Consider the following 14,151-nt stretch of genomic DNA (forward strand, 5'->3'; position numbering starts at 1 on the left):
ACGAGATAAATAGGATAACTCAAATATCAAAATTTAAAGTTGGTATACAAGCAGAAATCAAATGATAAAAATCAAATTTGTACACTATGTCTTTTTATGATAAAGATCTGAGACTCATCAGGAAAAAGTTTGAAAGCAGGAATGATCGTATTCCCGAACAAATAAGGTTGGGCAATCATTTTGTGGATGATTTTATTTTTGGAGATTCTGAAGCTGCAGATATTCCAATTAATGCCCTCAGAGTAATCTTCAATATTATCATCATCATAGCAAACGAACAGTTTCGTCCCGAAGACAGACCCAAGCAACTATCTCTTTTTGATGAAGAATTTGAAACGGACAACAATGTTTTTGCATGCATAAAAATAAGGAATAATAAAATTTCCCCAAGTGGTTCTACCAAACAGGTTATTGATGCCTATGAATTTTTGACCAAATTCAAAATGGGATGGTATAAATCTACGAATTCAAAAGGCAAGGAAATCAAGACCTTCGGAGGTCTTATATCTTCTCCGAGTTATGACGAGAGAGGGTACACCACATTTCTGATAAGCAGTTATTGGCTGAAAAAATTAATGGTGATACCCGAATACAATTATATACTCTACAACCTGGTGTATAATATTCGAAATAACAAACACGTGATTTTCGCAATCTGGCTTGCAAAAATACCCGATCACGGAACTACAGTCAGACTTTCTACACTGAATAAAAAATTTGGACTCAATTACAAATCTGCAAATGATTTTTGTTTTAAATTTTTGAAACCTGCCAAGGCAAGTCTTCACAATTTTAACAATCTGTCATTCAATTTCAAATATTCAAATGATTTGATTTCTATCATTCCTTATCAGATCAGATTACCCGCAGATCAGACTCGGATAGTGGAGGATTCGGCAAAGCAGTCTGATATTACCAACAGATTGCGTTATCTACGAAAGAGATATAATCTTCTTGAACAGGAAATACAGCAATTCGAATATCAATACAAAATGATACCTCAAACAAGAGAAATGATAGAGAAAGCTTTTTCGGAGTTTAAAAGAACGTCACGAGCAGGGAAGGAGAAAACGACAGATTATGAGGGGATCAAATTCTTATACAAAATTCAGGAACTAATTATTATGTTGTATCGAGAAACAAAAATGGGGAAGCTGCTGCCTAATGGTTATCCGGTAATTGTGTAGTCGGATTTGCGCTCATTCGCACTTCGGAATTGCACTCATCTCAATTTCGGAATTGCACTCGTTTAACTAAAAAATATGAAAGAGATATACCCTCAAAGAATCTTTTTTCGGAATTGCGCTCATCTTTCAGTGATAATAATATAAGTTGTGGATAAGTATTGCCTTTATTACATCATAATTCGGAATTGCTGTCATGTGAAAGAGACTGTTTTTTCGGAAAGGCACTCATGTTTTGTTCGGATTTTCGCTCATGTCTATTTCGGAATTACACTCGATCAAAAATGGTAACTAAGCCCTCTTTAACTTAGGTTTGGGTAATTTGTAAAACATAACTAAAAAAAAGAATAAAGTCTTTTCTATTTTAAAGAAACAGCAGATTGAGTAATTGCTTAAAAAGAAAAAAAATGAATTGTGAAGAAGCCAAACAAAGAATTTCCATTAGAATGCTTTTAGAGTCGTTTAGTCTTTCTCCGGCCAAGGAAAACGGCAGATCTGCATTTTATTTTGCTCTGGACAGAGAAGAAAGAACACCGAGCTTTTTCGTAGATTATGTGAAAAATACTGCATTTGATTTTGGAACAGGGGTAAGCTACGACATTATTTCTATAGTGAGACAAATCAACAAATGCTCTGTGTCCGATGCTTTGAATTTTCTGGAAAATATAAATAGAATTGTGATAAGTGAAAAGCATTCAGGTTCGGAAAAACAGGTAGCACATCGTTACAATATTACTAAAGTTTCTGAGATTCAGCATCCCGCATTGATCAGGTATTTAAAATCCAGGAAGGTGTCGGAGCAGAGGCATTGGGTCAGAGAAGTGCATTATCAAATAAAAAGTAGAGCATATTTCGGTGTAGGTTTTCAAAACAATTCCGGAGGTTTCGAAATCCGAAATCAATATGCAAAAATATGTCTTGGAAAAAAAGATATAACGCTGCATAAAAATATTCTGAACAGTGAAAATGAAATTGTAGTCTTCGAAGGCTTTTTTGATTTTCTGACCTACAAAAAAATGATGACAGATAAGCTGGATTATTCCGATTGTCTCATTTTGAATTCAGTAACCATGCTTTTTAAAGCCCAAAATTTATTATCGGATTACAGTAAAATTTCACTTTTTCTGGATAATGATACCGCAGGTGAAAGATCCAAGAATATCATTAAAAACACTTATGAAAATGTTGAAGACTGCTCTTTTATTTACAGAAATGTTAATGATCTTAATGAGTGGATCTGCAGTGAATAAACTATTAGAATTTATATTGCTTACTTATTGATGAACATTAAAACGTCTGTAACTTGTTGATTTATGTAGTAAGAAGATCAAGGTTGTAACATTTCAATTACATACTGATTAGTATGATAAGTATCATAAAAGAAAATAAATAAAACCAACCAGTACGTATGTAAATTGTTATAATTTTGTATCAATAATTTGGGCATATGATTGAAAACTGTTTTCACTGCGGGCTGGATATTCAAAAGATACGCATACCTTTTGATGAAAAGATTTTTTGCTGCAACGGCTGCAGATCGGTCTACGAAATATTGAACACCAATAATCTCACAAATTTTTACGAGCTAAACAAAAAAGCGGGAATTCGTCCGAGTGATGAAAATACTTCTCAATTTAATTATCTTGATACTCCCGAAATATTTGACAGGATTACCGACTTCTCGGAAGGAAGTACAAGTCTTGTTACTTTTAAGATTCCTGTCATCCACTGTTCTTCCTGTATATGGTTATTGGAAAGCCTTCATATTTTGAATAAGGATGTAAAGTATTCTCAGGTAAACTTTACCCGTAAAACCGTAAAGGTTTCATTCAATCATAATAATTTGAAATTAAGTGAATTAGCCAAATTTTTAACCAATTTGGGCTATAGGCCGGCAATAACCCTGGAAACCGCCGACAAAAATGAAGATCATTTGGACAAATCACTGCTCGTAAAGTTGGCCATTGCGGGATTCGGTTTTGGAAACGGAATGTTTCTCGCATTTCCCGAATATATCGGGGGAGAAGATTTTTGGATGGAGCATTACAAAGGCTTATTTAGATTCCTGATGTTTTTGTTAGCGCTTCCGGTAGTATTTTATTCGGCTTCAGATTATTATAAATCCGCGTGGTATGGATTGAAAAATAAGATCGTCAATATTGACGTTCCCATTGTTCTCGGGATTTTTGTGTTATTTGGACGAAGTGTCTATGAGGTTTTGACAGATTATGGTGCAGGATACTTTGATACTTTATGCGGACTTCTCTTCTTCATGCTTATGGGGAAAATGTTTCAGAAAAGAACATATAGTTCTCTGTCTTATGATCGAGACTATAAATCATTTTATCCGATTGCTGTCACTAAGGTTGATTTTGGAGGAAAGCAGGAAAATATTTTGTTATCTGAGGTTAAAATAGGAGACAGAATTCTGGTCAGAAACCAAGAGATCATACCGGTTGATGCCGTATTGATCAATGGAGACGGTAATATTGACAACAGTTTTATTACCGGAGAAAGTGAAAGCGTCAGCAAGCAACCCGGTGATAAAATTTATGCGGGTGGAAAGCAGATCGGATCGTCTTTGGAATTGGAGGTGATTAAAAATGTAGACCAGAGTTATCTGACTCAGCTCTGGAACAAAGAAGCTTTTAAGAAGCATGAGACAGGACTTGATACTCTGATCAATGAGATTAGTAAATATTTTACGTTCATCATTGTAGGGATCGCAATTATTGCCGGAACCTACTGGTATTTTATTGATCTGGAGAAAATGTATCAGGTAGTATCTGCAATTTTGATTATCGCATGTCCATGTGCATTGGCTCTTTCCTCGCCTTTTACGTTCGGACATGTTATGAGAATCCTGGGCAGAAATAAATTTTACGTAAAAGATACGTTGACGATTGAGAAGATTTCAAAATTGGACGTTATTGTTTTTGATAAAACAGGAACTATCACCGAAAGGAAAAAAACCAATATCAAATTTGAAGGTATTGAAATGCAGGAATTTGATATGTTGAATGTAAAGACTTTACTGAAAAACTCTAATCACCCTTTGTCAAAGTCTCTCTATGAATTTATTGATTGTAATGATGATTATTTTCCTGTTGAAAATTTTTCTGAAATCTCAGGAAAGGGATATCAGGCTTATGTTCGTGGAAATTTATACAAGATAGGATCAGCTAAATATATTGGACGGGAATCGAAAAATCTTGAAACTGCTGTCTATATTAGTAAAAACGGGCTCTTTTTTGGGAAGTTTGTATTTAAAAATGAATACCGTGAAAATCTTAAAGAGTTGTTCGCCAAATTAAACCTGTACAAGATATTTATCCTGAGCGGAGACAATTCTTCCGAAGAAAGTCAGCTGAAAACAATCATCCCGAATGTTGCTTCCATGGCTTTTAATCAAACTCCCGAGGATAAGCTCAATTATATTCAGAAACTTCAGGACGGCGGAATGAAAGTGGCCATGCTCGGAGACGGACTGAACGATGCAGGAGCATTGAAGCAAAGTAATGTCGGGATTGCCGTTTCCGACGATACCAACAGCTTCACACCGTCTTCTGATGTGATTATGAACGGTGACAGGGTTTCAAGGCTTGATGATTATCTTAATGTCTGCAAAGGTTCGATCACCGTTGTAAAAATGACATTCGGTATCAGTATTCTTTATAATATTGTGGGTCTTAGTTTTGCGGTCACCGGAAATATTTCACCCTTGTTTGCCGCTATCCTGATGCCAATGAGTTCCATCACAGTCATTTCTTTTACAACAGTGTCCACCTGGATTCTGGGACGCAGATATTTTAATAAAAAGCGAATAAAAAAGTATGAGGATGATGACTTCATCGAACCTGAAGTTGTTCAAAAAACTTCCGAACCGGTGATGTTATAATCAAAATGATCAGTATAATTAACCGGAAGATTTCCTAAAAAAATAAATTTGTCGCAATATGGATATTTTATATTTAATGATCTTGTGCAGCGTTTCGTTAGCGGTTGTTTTTCTCGTTATCTTTATTATTAACGCCCGCAGAGGCCAGTTTGAAGATGATGAATCTCCGGCAGTGCGTATACTTTTTGATGACGAAATGAAAGAGTAGATCTTTTAGTGAGGATATATTGAATTTGTCTAAACAAAATGTTACCATTGGAGTTTACAACATGAAGGAAAATTGGTCGACTCTTATCAAACATATTTTGAAGGTTTTTTTGAATTACAGTTTTAAATTTTAAATTATGAAAAATTTCACTTGGGGACACGGTATTGTTTTAGCCCTTGCCTCTTTTATTATATTTATTTTATCAATGTTATTCTTGTTTCCGAACGGGCAAAAAAACTCCGAACTGGTAACTGAATATTATTACGAAGAAGAACTTCAGTATCAGAATGTGATTGATGCTAAAAAACGAGCAGACAATCTAGCAGAAAAACCGGTTTATACTCAGTCAGCAGACGGAATTACTCTGAAATTTTCTCAGGATATTAACAATACAAATTCTACGTTCAGTTTTGTTTTAAACAGATCAGACGACCAGAATTTAGACATCAAAAAAGTGATAAAATTAGATGGTAATCAGTCATTCACTATTCCTAAAGCACTATTAAAAGCCGGAGGTTATACTTTAAGACTGAGCTGGACAAAAAATAAAATTGACTATCGACTCGACTATGATGTGATATGGAAATAGCATTGATCATATCTGCAATTGGTTTAGGCTTTGCATCCGGTTTTCACAATATCGGAATGTTAGGTTCTTATTCATTATAAAAATTTTATTCAATAAGCAGTTTTGCAATAGACTATGTTATTTTTTACCAATTGTTAATTGCTGAGCATTAATTGATTTGGAACTTTGTAAAAAGTTTTAGGATATGAGTAATAAAAAAGTATTATTAACAGGTGTTACAGGATTCTTAGGTTCTCACACAACTATTCGACTTTTAAATAAAGATTTCGATGTAATTGGAACATTGAGAAGCAAGGATCGAATTAGTTCTATTAGAGAAACAATAGGAAAGTACTCACCCAACATTAACAATCTAACTTTTGCAGAAGCGGATTTAAGCGATGAAGAAATCTGGCTTGATCTCACAAAAGATGTAGATTATGTACTGCACATTGCTTCACCTTTTCCTCGCGAGCTCCCTAAACACGAAAACGATCTGATCGAACCAGCTAAAAGGGGTACGTTAAATATTTTGAAAGCCGCTACTGCAAACAGTGTAAAGCGAGTAGTTATGGTTTCTGCTTTGGGCACCATAACCTACGGTAAAACAAAAGAGGAATTGAGTAGTGTCTTTGATGAAGATGATTGGACAGATGAATCTAATCTTAAAGATACAACAGCTTATTATAGAAGCAAAACTATTGCTGAAAAAGCTGCATGGGATTTTTTTGAAGAAGAATCAAAGTTGGAATTCACTACTATTTGTCCTGCTGCTATTTTAGGACCCGTAATAGATAATGATTACGGAACATCTGCAAATATTATCATAGGTCTTCTTAATGGAAGCCTTCCTGCGTTACCTAAAATTGAGTTTGATATTGTAGATGTTCGATCTGTGGCTGATTTATTAATAAAAGCTATGGAAATGCCGCAAGCTGCAAATAATAGATATATTGCTTCTGCCGGACATTACAATTATAAAGAAATCGCACAAATCCTGAAACAGCAATATCCTGAAAGAACAATACCCACCTTTTTACTTCCTGATTTCATTACAAAAATATTTTCTATTTTTCAACCATTATTGAAACCTGTATTGCTTGAAAATGTAACACGAAAGATTAATTCGGGCAAAGCCGCAAAAGACTTAAATTGGCAACCGCTATCAGCGAAAGAAGCCATTCTTTCATGTGCTGAAAGCGTATTGGAAAGTAAAATTGTTATTTAAATGGAAAAATTAGTACAAGCATTATCTTTCGGCGGTGTTCTTTCTGAAAGAGATATTGAAATTGTCGCAAATTCCTTCCGGATAAAAGAACTAAAATCAGGAGAATATTTTCAAGAATCCGGAAATCCGGCCGATAAAATCGTATTTGTAGAGAAGGGAATCCTGAGAGTTTACCACAGGGATGAAAAAGGTAATGACGTGACAAAATATTTCATTAGAGAAAACCGGTTCTTTGCAGATATGATAAGTTATTATTCTGCACAACCTGCTGCAGATTCAATTGACTCTGTAATCTCTTCAAAAATATGTTGGATCTGCTTTACAGTTTTTGAAAAACTAATGCATGAAATTCCCAATCTGCTTATTTTTTTCAAGAGTGTTTCAGAATCTACATTACTAAATAAATTGAAGGATAATGATTTTTTAAATTTTGGAAGCGCAAAGACCAAATATCTTGAATTTGTTAAACGCTATCCCGAACTAAGTTTGCAAGTTCCGCAACAACATATCGCATCGTATCTTAAAATAACGCCACAATCCTTGAGCAGAATCAGAAGTGAAATTTTGAAGTAACAAAGCTACTTATTTATTTATCTATCATTCTTAATAAATCCAATACAATCATTTTTTCCGTAGGGTGAGTTTATCTCAAAGGCTTTGTCAAATAGGAAATAAGTAAAATACGATTTGTTTCCGGATTTTTCATCGGTGTAAATTTCACTGTCCCATTTGATAACTATTTCCCAGCTGTTCCTCTTTCTCATTGTATGTACAAAAGGATTGAATGAACATTTAACCTTATAATGCTTTTTATTTTTGCCATCTTCAAAACATACGATTACGGAATTGTGATCGGGACTTGTTTCATCAACGATGATCGCTTTGAGTTTCGTGTAAGAGATTGTTGCTTTTTATTGAGCTTTATATTCTAGATCATTTTCTTCGTGGAAGTCCAATTTCATATTCTTGCGGATAAGGTTTTCTGGAAGTCATAATTACATCTTCACGAAGACTGTTTTCCACTTTCTTTGCTTTATCTTCATCCATAGAATATCTAGGATCGGCAATGAGTGGCATTTTAGACATTTTTGTGATTGTAATGGTTGGGAAATGATAGTCTACCTCCACAGTTCCCAGCAGAAGGTAAATACCTCCTTCTTTAAAGGGGAATTGTCGAAGACTGTCCGGAAAATGAGCGGTATCAAAATATTGTCCTTCAGCATCAATCCAGGTTCCGAAATACATATCGTCTTTTTGTCCAAGATGACCTCTCTTTTTAATAGGGACATGTTTTCTTGAAATCAAATAAGCCAGCATTTTTACTTGTTTTTTGTGGTAATTAAAAAGGTCTTTAACCAATACGTGACCTCTGTACTTGGTTTTTAGTAAATCAAAAATGGAATAAGAAACCGGAAAACCCAATATTTCAATTTCATCAAAAGCATCTTCAAAAGGATTTCTTTCAATAACTGGTAATTGGTAATCTTTCTGAGGTTCATCAAACAACGATATGATTTTCGTTTTGTACTGATTCTTTGATAAAAGAAATCTCGCTTCAATTAATAACTCACGCTTTTGTTTTCCTGTAAATCTGAAAGCACCTACAAAAATCAATATCTGTAAAGTCTCGATGCCAATGCTTACTCTTTTGACAAAATCTTCCAAGGATTTGTAATCACCATGTTCTTTCCTTTCTTCAGGAATAAAAAGTTTAACCGAAGCTTCAAGTTTTTCAACATGCATAAGCCCTAAGTAAACATCTGTTCCATATACTGTCGTGTGGAATTCGCTGAGGTTGACACATGGATTGTGAATAGTTGCACCCGACATTTTGGTTTCATGAACATAGACTTCAGTTCTGTAAAACCCTCCGCCATTGTTAATTGCTGAGACCATAAATTCAATAGGGTAGTATGCTTTTAGGTACAAACTCTGATAACTTTCAACAGCATAAGAAGCGGAGTGGGCTTTACAAAAAGAATAACCTGCAAAAGATTCAATCTGCCGATAGACTTCCTGAGACAATTGTTCAGGATGCCCTTTTGTCTTACAGGATTCAAAGAATTCATCTTTTAATTTCTGTAAAGCAGAGAGAGAACGTCCCTTTCCACTCATGGCTCTGCGTAGAACATCACCATTGGCAGCAGAAACACCACCAAAATGCATGGCGATTTTTATAACGTCTTCCTGATACACCATAATGCCGTAAGTTTCACCCAATTCTTTTTCAAACACTTCATGGAAATATTCAAATTGACCTGGATGGTTATGACGAAAGATGTATTCTTTCATCATACCGCTCTGAGCGACCCCTGGACGAATTATGGAAGAGGCAGCAACCAAAACTTTATAATTATCACATTTGAGTCTTCTTAATAATCCACGCATAGCAGGAGATTCAATATAGAAACAACCGATTGTTTTTCCAATGCTTAGAAATTCATTACATAGGGTTTCATTCTTCGAAATTCTTGTATCTTCTATATCTACCATTATTCCTCTTTTTTCTTCAATCAACTGAACCGTATCTTTGATGGTTCCCAATCCTCTTTGTGAAAGAATATCAAATTTTTCCAATCCAATATCTTCTGCGGTATACATATCGAATTGTACGATAGGAAATTCTTTGGGAGGAAATTCTAAAGCAGAATAATTGATGATGGGTTCCTCAGAAATCAGGATTCCGCAGGAATGCATACTTCTCTGGTTGGGAAATCCTACCAATAACTGCTCATATTTATAAATCTCCTGAACAACTGAATTTTGGTCATGCTGTTCTTTTGATTTTTTCGAAAGCTGATCCAGTTCGTCTTTTGGAAGTCCAAATACTTTTCCAAGCTCTCGGAATCTCGATTTTCTCTTGAATTCTACATTGGTTCCACAAAAAGCAACGTGGTCTTTACCATACTTGCCAAAAATATATTCCAAAATGGTATCGCGGTTCTTCCAACTCCAGTCAATATCAAAATCCGGAGGAGATTTACGATTAAGGTTGAGAAATCGTTCAAAATATAAGTCCAGTTCTAAAGGACATATATCAGAAATTCCCAGACAATAAGCAATAATACTGTTGGCACCACTTCCTCTCCCGACATGCATAAAACCCATTCGATTGCTGTACTGAATAATATCCCACGTAATCAAAAAATAGCCACAGAAATTAAGCTGATTAATCACTGTCAGTTCTTTTTCAACTCTGTCTTTTGCTTGCTGATTATGATCAGGGTATCTTCTGGCTAAGCCTTCATAAGCCAGCTTTACCAACAATTTAAAATCATTCTCTTTACTATCAGTAAAATGCTTTTTGTTTTTTGGTGTCTTGAAATCAAAATCAAAACTGCATTCATTGACTATATGCTTCGTATTTTCAATGATCTCAGGATAATGTTCGAATTGATTTAAAAGTAGTTTTTTAGGAATAAAAGTTTCATTTTTCTTACAGTAATCTTTTTCCGTAAGTCTGCTCAGTAAAATATTAGCATCTATTGCTCTTAGTATCTTGTGAAGCTCAAATTCTTCCTCGATTTTAAAGGTTACCGGATGCAGAATGACCATTTTATGAATTAAAGATTTCAGTTTAGGATTGATTAGAAGATTTAACTCATCCTGTTTGATTCCTATAAATTCGTGCTCCAACAATTTTTCAGGAATGTTTTGTAATGGATAGATCACAAAACAATTTTCCAGCGGAGGATTTGCTTTTGGAATTTCAATTCCTTCACAATTATGATGAGTCAACAGTCTGTTCACTTCAGCAATACCTTTGGGATTTTTAGCTAAGCACATGTAATATTGCTCATTTTCAACCCGCACATCAACTCCAACAATAGGTTTAATACCATTATCCTGACAAAGCTTGTAAAACTGATAAATTCCAGTCACCGTATTAATATCGGTCAATGCCAGAACTTTTAATTGATGGTCAACAGCCAGCTGAACCAGATCTTCAACAGAGATAGTTCCATAACGTAAGCTGTGGTAAGTGTGGCAATTGAGAAACATAATAAAAATTAATATAATAGACTTGATGCTCTGCCAATACTGGAAGGACCGAACCTATCCTTTAGATAATCCATGGTCTGATATAATGACATCCATTCTTCCGTATCTTCATAAAGATCCAACTGATAGCATCCCGGCACAAGTCCTGTAAATTTGACTCCTACGAGACGAATCCTCATTCTTCTGGTATACACTTTCTTAAATAGTTCCAAAACATACTTGAGCAAGGTGTGATCTGCTGAAGTGTAAGGAACTTTGCATTGTTTTAATTCTGTATCGAAATTAGCATACCTGATTCTTACAGATACCGTTGAGGTTAGCCATTTCTCGTGTCTCAGCTGATAACAGAGCTGTTCTACCATTCCTGAAAGAGTGCTTTCGAGTTTCTGCATATCAATCGTATCTTTAGAAAAAGTATTTTCCGTAGATATTGATTTTTGTTCTGAATAAGAAACCACTGGAGTTTCATCAATACCATTCGCTTTTTTCCAAAGGGTAAGTCCATTTTTTCCAATAAGCTGCTGCAATACATCAACTGGCATCTTAGACAGGGTTTCTATTTTTCTAACCCCTAATCTGGAAAGTAACTCGAAGGTCACGTCACCCACCATTGGGATTTTTTTGATAGAAAGAGGATTTAAAAATGGTTGGATATTCTGTGTTATTAATTCTAATTTTCCAGTTGGCTTCGCTTCTCCTGTTCCTATTTTTGAAACTGTTTTATTGGAAGAGAGTGCAAAACTTATCGGCAAACCTGTATTTTTCATGACTGACTTTGCAACCTCAGTTGTCCACTGATAGCATCCGAAAAATTGATCCATTCCAGAAAGATCAAGATAAAATTCATCTACACTGGCTTTCTCTAAAACAGGCACTTTTTCCTGAATGATTTCAGTAACTAGATGCGACATATTGGAATAATATTCCATATCTCCTTTGATCACTTGAGCTTCAGGACATAAACGAATAGCCATTTTTAAAGGCATGGCAGAACGAACGCCAAATTTTCTTGCCTCATAGGAGCAAGAGGCAACTACACCACGATCTCCACCTCCAATGATTACGGGCTTTTTCTCTAATACAGAGTCTCTCAGCCGCTCACAGGAAACAAAGAAAGTATCCAAATCCATATGTGCAATTGCTCTTTCCATGCTGTAAAATTATTACGTTTTATTACAAATTATTGTATATTTGTTGCTATAATTTATAGCAATGTCAATTTTTTCAGAAAACATCAGGTTTTTAAGAGACAAAATGAAAGCATCCCAACAAAAGGTGGGTGATGAAATTTCAATCACCCGTGGTAGGTATGCCACCTATGAAGACGGAAGGTCGGAGCCGCCTATTGAACTGTTGGTTAAGCTTTCCAAATACTATAAAGTAAGTATTGATTTGCTGCTAACCGTTGATTTGCGAAAGTACCCGCTGGATGATGTCGTCAACCTTCCCAACAACAGAATTTTGTTGCCAATGAAAGTTGATCATACAGGAGAAAACAGAATTGAAATCGTTCCCCAAAAAGCAAGTATGGGATACCTCAGCGGGTATAATGATCCTGAATTTGTGGAGGGACTACAACACCTTTCACTTCCTTTTTTAAGAAACGGAAAGTTCCGTGCGTTTCCTGCAGATGGCGATTCCATGCCTCCTTATAATGACGGAACTTATATTGTAGGAAAATATCTTGAGGATAAAAAGGATCTGAAAAAAGGAAAAACCTACATCTTTATCACGAAAGACGGTATTGTTTACAAAAGATATTCCAAGCAGAATGATTCGGGAAGTTTTGTTAGTTCTGACAATTCTTTCTATGAACCGTATGAAATCAAATGGTCAGAAGTGTACGAGATCTGGGAGTTTGCATGCAGCATCAACACCCAGGAACTGAGAATTGAAAACTTGGAATACCAAGAGATAAGAAGCATGTTCGAGGAAATAAGATCTGAGATCAGAAGTTCTAATAAAAATATTTAGTAGAGAATATATTTTTGATTAAATATGAAAAAAGCCTTCCTGCTGGGAAAGCTTAAAAACACAAATGATGAAAAAATCCCATTGTGGGATACTCAAAAATAATAAAAAAAGTTAATAAAACAATGGGTCAACTCAGTTTATTTAGCGCAGAAGAATTTTATGATTTTCCAAAAGACTTGTTGGAGTTCAGGGAACATTTTTTGACATTAGACGAATCAGATCAGCTTTTTTCTCAACTTCTTGACAATACTCCATGGAAGCAACGGACTCAAACCATCTATGACAAAAAAGTTTTGACTCCACGTCTGACAGCATGGTATGGTGACAGTGAAAAGTCCTACAAATTAGGAGGAAGTGAATTCGAGGTAAATGCCTGGACGCCTGAATTGCTTTCTTTAAAGAAAAAAATTGAAGAAGTTTTTGGTCACGAATTTAATTCAGTATTGCTGAATCTATACCGGGACAATAATGATTCTGTGGCATGGCACAGGGACAAGGAAAGCAGATACGGTGACAGACCGGTCATTGCATCACTCAGCCTGGGACAGACTCGAAAGTTTGACTTTAGAAAACTGAATCATCATCAAAGCAGATACAGCATTCCACTTCCACATGGTTCTTTGCTTTTGATGAAAGGTGATTTGCAGGAAAACTGGGAGCATCGTATCGCTAAATCTGCTTTGTATATGAAAGAGCGAATTAATTTGACTTTTCGTTTAGTGAGTGAACTGTAATATCATAAAAAATAAAATTAAATAATAGTTTAATGTCTATTTCGTACTACGATTTTAAAAATCTACCCACGCAATCTCAATGCGAATTGGCTTTGGCCAAAGGAAAGGTCATCAGTGAAACTTCTAAGGATGGACTAAAGTTTGTACTGTATGAACTGTCAAGTTTTTCGGTTGAGATTGTATATAAGACTATCAATAACAAGATAGAAAGTCTAAGCGTATTTCAAAATAAAGGAACTCTATGACAAATAAAGTAATTTTAATTTGTCTGCATATCAGAAAAAGTGTGATCCGGATCACATGAAAATAGTGATTTAGATCCTGCGCTTAAAACATAGAAAAATTCCAACTTTGT

General features: G+C 35.2%; 12 protein-coding genes. 10 read left to right on the top strand and 2 right to left on the bottom strand.

Annotation, left to right across the window (positions count from 1 at the left end):
* The first annotated feature begins 86 nt into the window (after positions 1-86).
* From SB689_RS13265 to SB689_RS13295, 7 genes are all read left to right on the top strand, one after another.
* Positions 87-1,187, top strand: coding sequence for a hypothetical protein (locus tag SB689_RS13265; RefSeq protein WP_410692607.1), 1,101 nt, complete (start codon positions 87-89; stop codon positions 1,185-1,187).
* A gap of 404 nt (positions 1,188-1,591) precedes the next feature.
* On the top strand, positions 1,592-2,434 hold the full coding sequence (locus SB689_RS13270; RefSeq protein ID WP_410692608.1) for a toprim domain-containing protein: 843 nt from the start codon (positions 1,592-1,594) through the stop codon (positions 2,432-2,434).
* A 197-nt stretch (positions 2,435-2,631) separates the two neighbouring features.
* Positions 2,632-5,082, top strand: a complete 2,451-nt coding sequence (locus tag SB689_RS13275; RefSeq protein ID WP_410692609.1) for a heavy metal translocating P-type ATPase — start codon at positions 2,632-2,634, stop codon at positions 5,080-5,082.
* Between the two features lie 58 nt (positions 5,083-5,140).
* Positions 5,141-5,290 carry a cbb3-type cytochrome oxidase assembly protein CcoS gene (ccoS, locus tag SB689_RS13280; RefSeq protein WP_410692610.1) on the top strand — a complete coding sequence of 50 codons (150 nt, stop codon included), beginning with the start codon at positions 5,141-5,143 and terminating at the stop codon, positions 5,288-5,290.
* 136 nt (positions 5,291-5,426) lie between these two features.
* Positions 5,427-5,879 (top strand): FixH family protein, encoded by a 453-nt coding sequence (locus SB689_RS13285; protein ID WP_410692611.1) that lies wholly within the window; start codon positions 5,427-5,429, stop codon positions 5,877-5,879.
* A gap of 184 nt (positions 5,880-6,063) precedes the next feature.
* Positions 6,064-7,086 carry an SDR family oxidoreductase gene (locus tag SB689_RS13290; protein ID WP_410692612.1) on the top strand — a complete coding sequence of 341 codons (1,023 nt, stop codon included), beginning with the start codon at positions 6,064-6,066 and terminating at the stop codon, positions 7,084-7,086.
* Positions 7,087-7,659 (top strand): Crp/Fnr family transcriptional regulator, encoded by a 573-nt coding sequence (locus tag SB689_RS13295; protein ID WP_410692613.1) that lies wholly within the window; start codon positions 7,087-7,089, stop codon positions 7,657-7,659.
* A gap of 360 nt (positions 7,660-8,019) precedes the next feature.
* Here the strand turns inward: SB689_RS13295 and SB689_RS13300 are convergent, their stop codons facing one another.
* Together SB689_RS13300 and dinB are read right to left on the bottom strand one after the other, a co-directional pair.
* Positions 8,020-11,088, bottom strand: a complete 3,069-nt coding sequence (locus SB689_RS13300) for a DNA polymerase III subunit alpha (protein ID WP_410692614.1) — start codon at positions 11,086-11,088, stop codon at positions 8,020-8,022.
* Between the two features lie 8 nt (positions 11,089-11,096).
* Entirely contained in the window at positions 11,097-12,239 is a 1,143-nt protein-coding gene (gene dinB / locus SB689_RS13305) for a DNA polymerase IV (RefSeq protein ID WP_410692615.1), read from the bottom strand.
* 61 nt (positions 12,240-12,300) lie between these two features.
* Between dinB and SB689_RS13310 the strand changes: the two genes are divergently transcribed.
* From SB689_RS13310 to SB689_RS13320, 3 genes are all read left to right on the top strand, one after another.
* Positions 12,301-13,062 carry an XRE family transcriptional regulator gene (locus SB689_RS13310; RefSeq protein ID WP_410692616.1) on the top strand — a complete coding sequence of 254 codons (762 nt, stop codon included), beginning with the start codon at positions 12,301-12,303 and terminating at the stop codon, positions 13,060-13,062.
* Positions 13,063-13,184: 122 nt separating this feature from the next.
* Positions 13,185-13,796, top strand: a complete 612-nt coding sequence (locus SB689_RS13315; RefSeq protein ID WP_410692617.1) for an alpha-ketoglutarate-dependent dioxygenase AlkB family protein — start codon at positions 13,185-13,187, stop codon at positions 13,794-13,796.
* Between the two features lie 32 nt (positions 13,797-13,828).
* On the top strand, positions 13,829-14,041 hold the full coding sequence (locus tag SB689_RS13320; RefSeq protein ID WP_410692618.1) for a hypothetical protein: 213 nt from the start codon (positions 13,829-13,831) through the stop codon (positions 14,039-14,041).
* Positions 14,042-14,151: the final 110 nt, after the last annotated feature.

This window comes from Chryseobacterium sp. SIMBA_038, from assembly GCF_046535115.1.
Lineage (GTDB): Bacteria > Bacteroidota > Bacteroidia > Flavobacteriales > Weeksellaceae > Chryseobacterium.

Excerpts from the sequence above, each read along its gene's own strand:
- SB689_RS13265 (WP_410692607.1), top strand. The coding sequence starts at position 87 with ATGTCTTTTTATGATAAAGATCTGAGACTCATCAGGAAAAAGTTTGAA.
- SB689_RS13270 (WP_410692608.1), top strand. The coding sequence starts at position 1,592 with ATGAATTGTGAAGAAGCCAAACAAAGAATTTCCATTAGAATGCTTTTA.
- SB689_RS13275 (WP_410692609.1), top strand. The coding sequence starts at position 2,632 with ATGATTGAAAACTGTTTTCACTGCGGGCTGGATATTCAAAAGATACGC.
- ccoS (WP_410692610.1), top strand. The coding sequence starts at position 5,141 with ATGGATATTTTATATTTAATGATCTTGTGCAGCGTTTCGTTAGCGGTT.
- SB689_RS13285 (WP_410692611.1), top strand. The coding sequence starts at position 5,427 with ATGAAAAATTTCACTTGGGGACACGGTATTGTTTTAGCCCTTGCCTCT.
- SB689_RS13290 (WP_410692612.1), top strand. The coding sequence starts at position 6,064 with ATGAGTAATAAAAAAGTATTATTAACAGGTGTTACAGGATTCTTAGGT.
- SB689_RS13295 (WP_410692613.1), top strand. The coding sequence starts at position 7,087 with ATGGAAAAATTAGTACAAGCATTATCTTTCGGCGGTGTTCTTTCTGAA.
- SB689_RS13300 (WP_410692614.1), bottom strand. The coding sequence starts at position 11,088 with ATGTTTCTCAATTGCCACACTTACCACAGCTTACGTTATGGAACTATC.
- dinB (WP_410692615.1), bottom strand. The coding sequence starts at position 12,239 with ATGGAAAGAGCAATTGCACATATGGATTTGGATACTTTCTTTGTTTCC.
- SB689_RS13310 (WP_410692616.1), top strand. The coding sequence starts at position 12,301 with ATGTCAATTTTTTCAGAAAACATCAGGTTTTTAAGAGACAAAATGAAA.
- SB689_RS13315 (WP_410692617.1), top strand. The coding sequence starts at position 13,185 with ATGGGTCAACTCAGTTTATTTAGCGCAGAAGAATTTTATGATTTTCCA.
- SB689_RS13320 (WP_410692618.1), top strand. The coding sequence starts at position 13,829 with ATGTCTATTTCGTACTACGATTTTAAAAATCTACCCACGCAATCTCAA.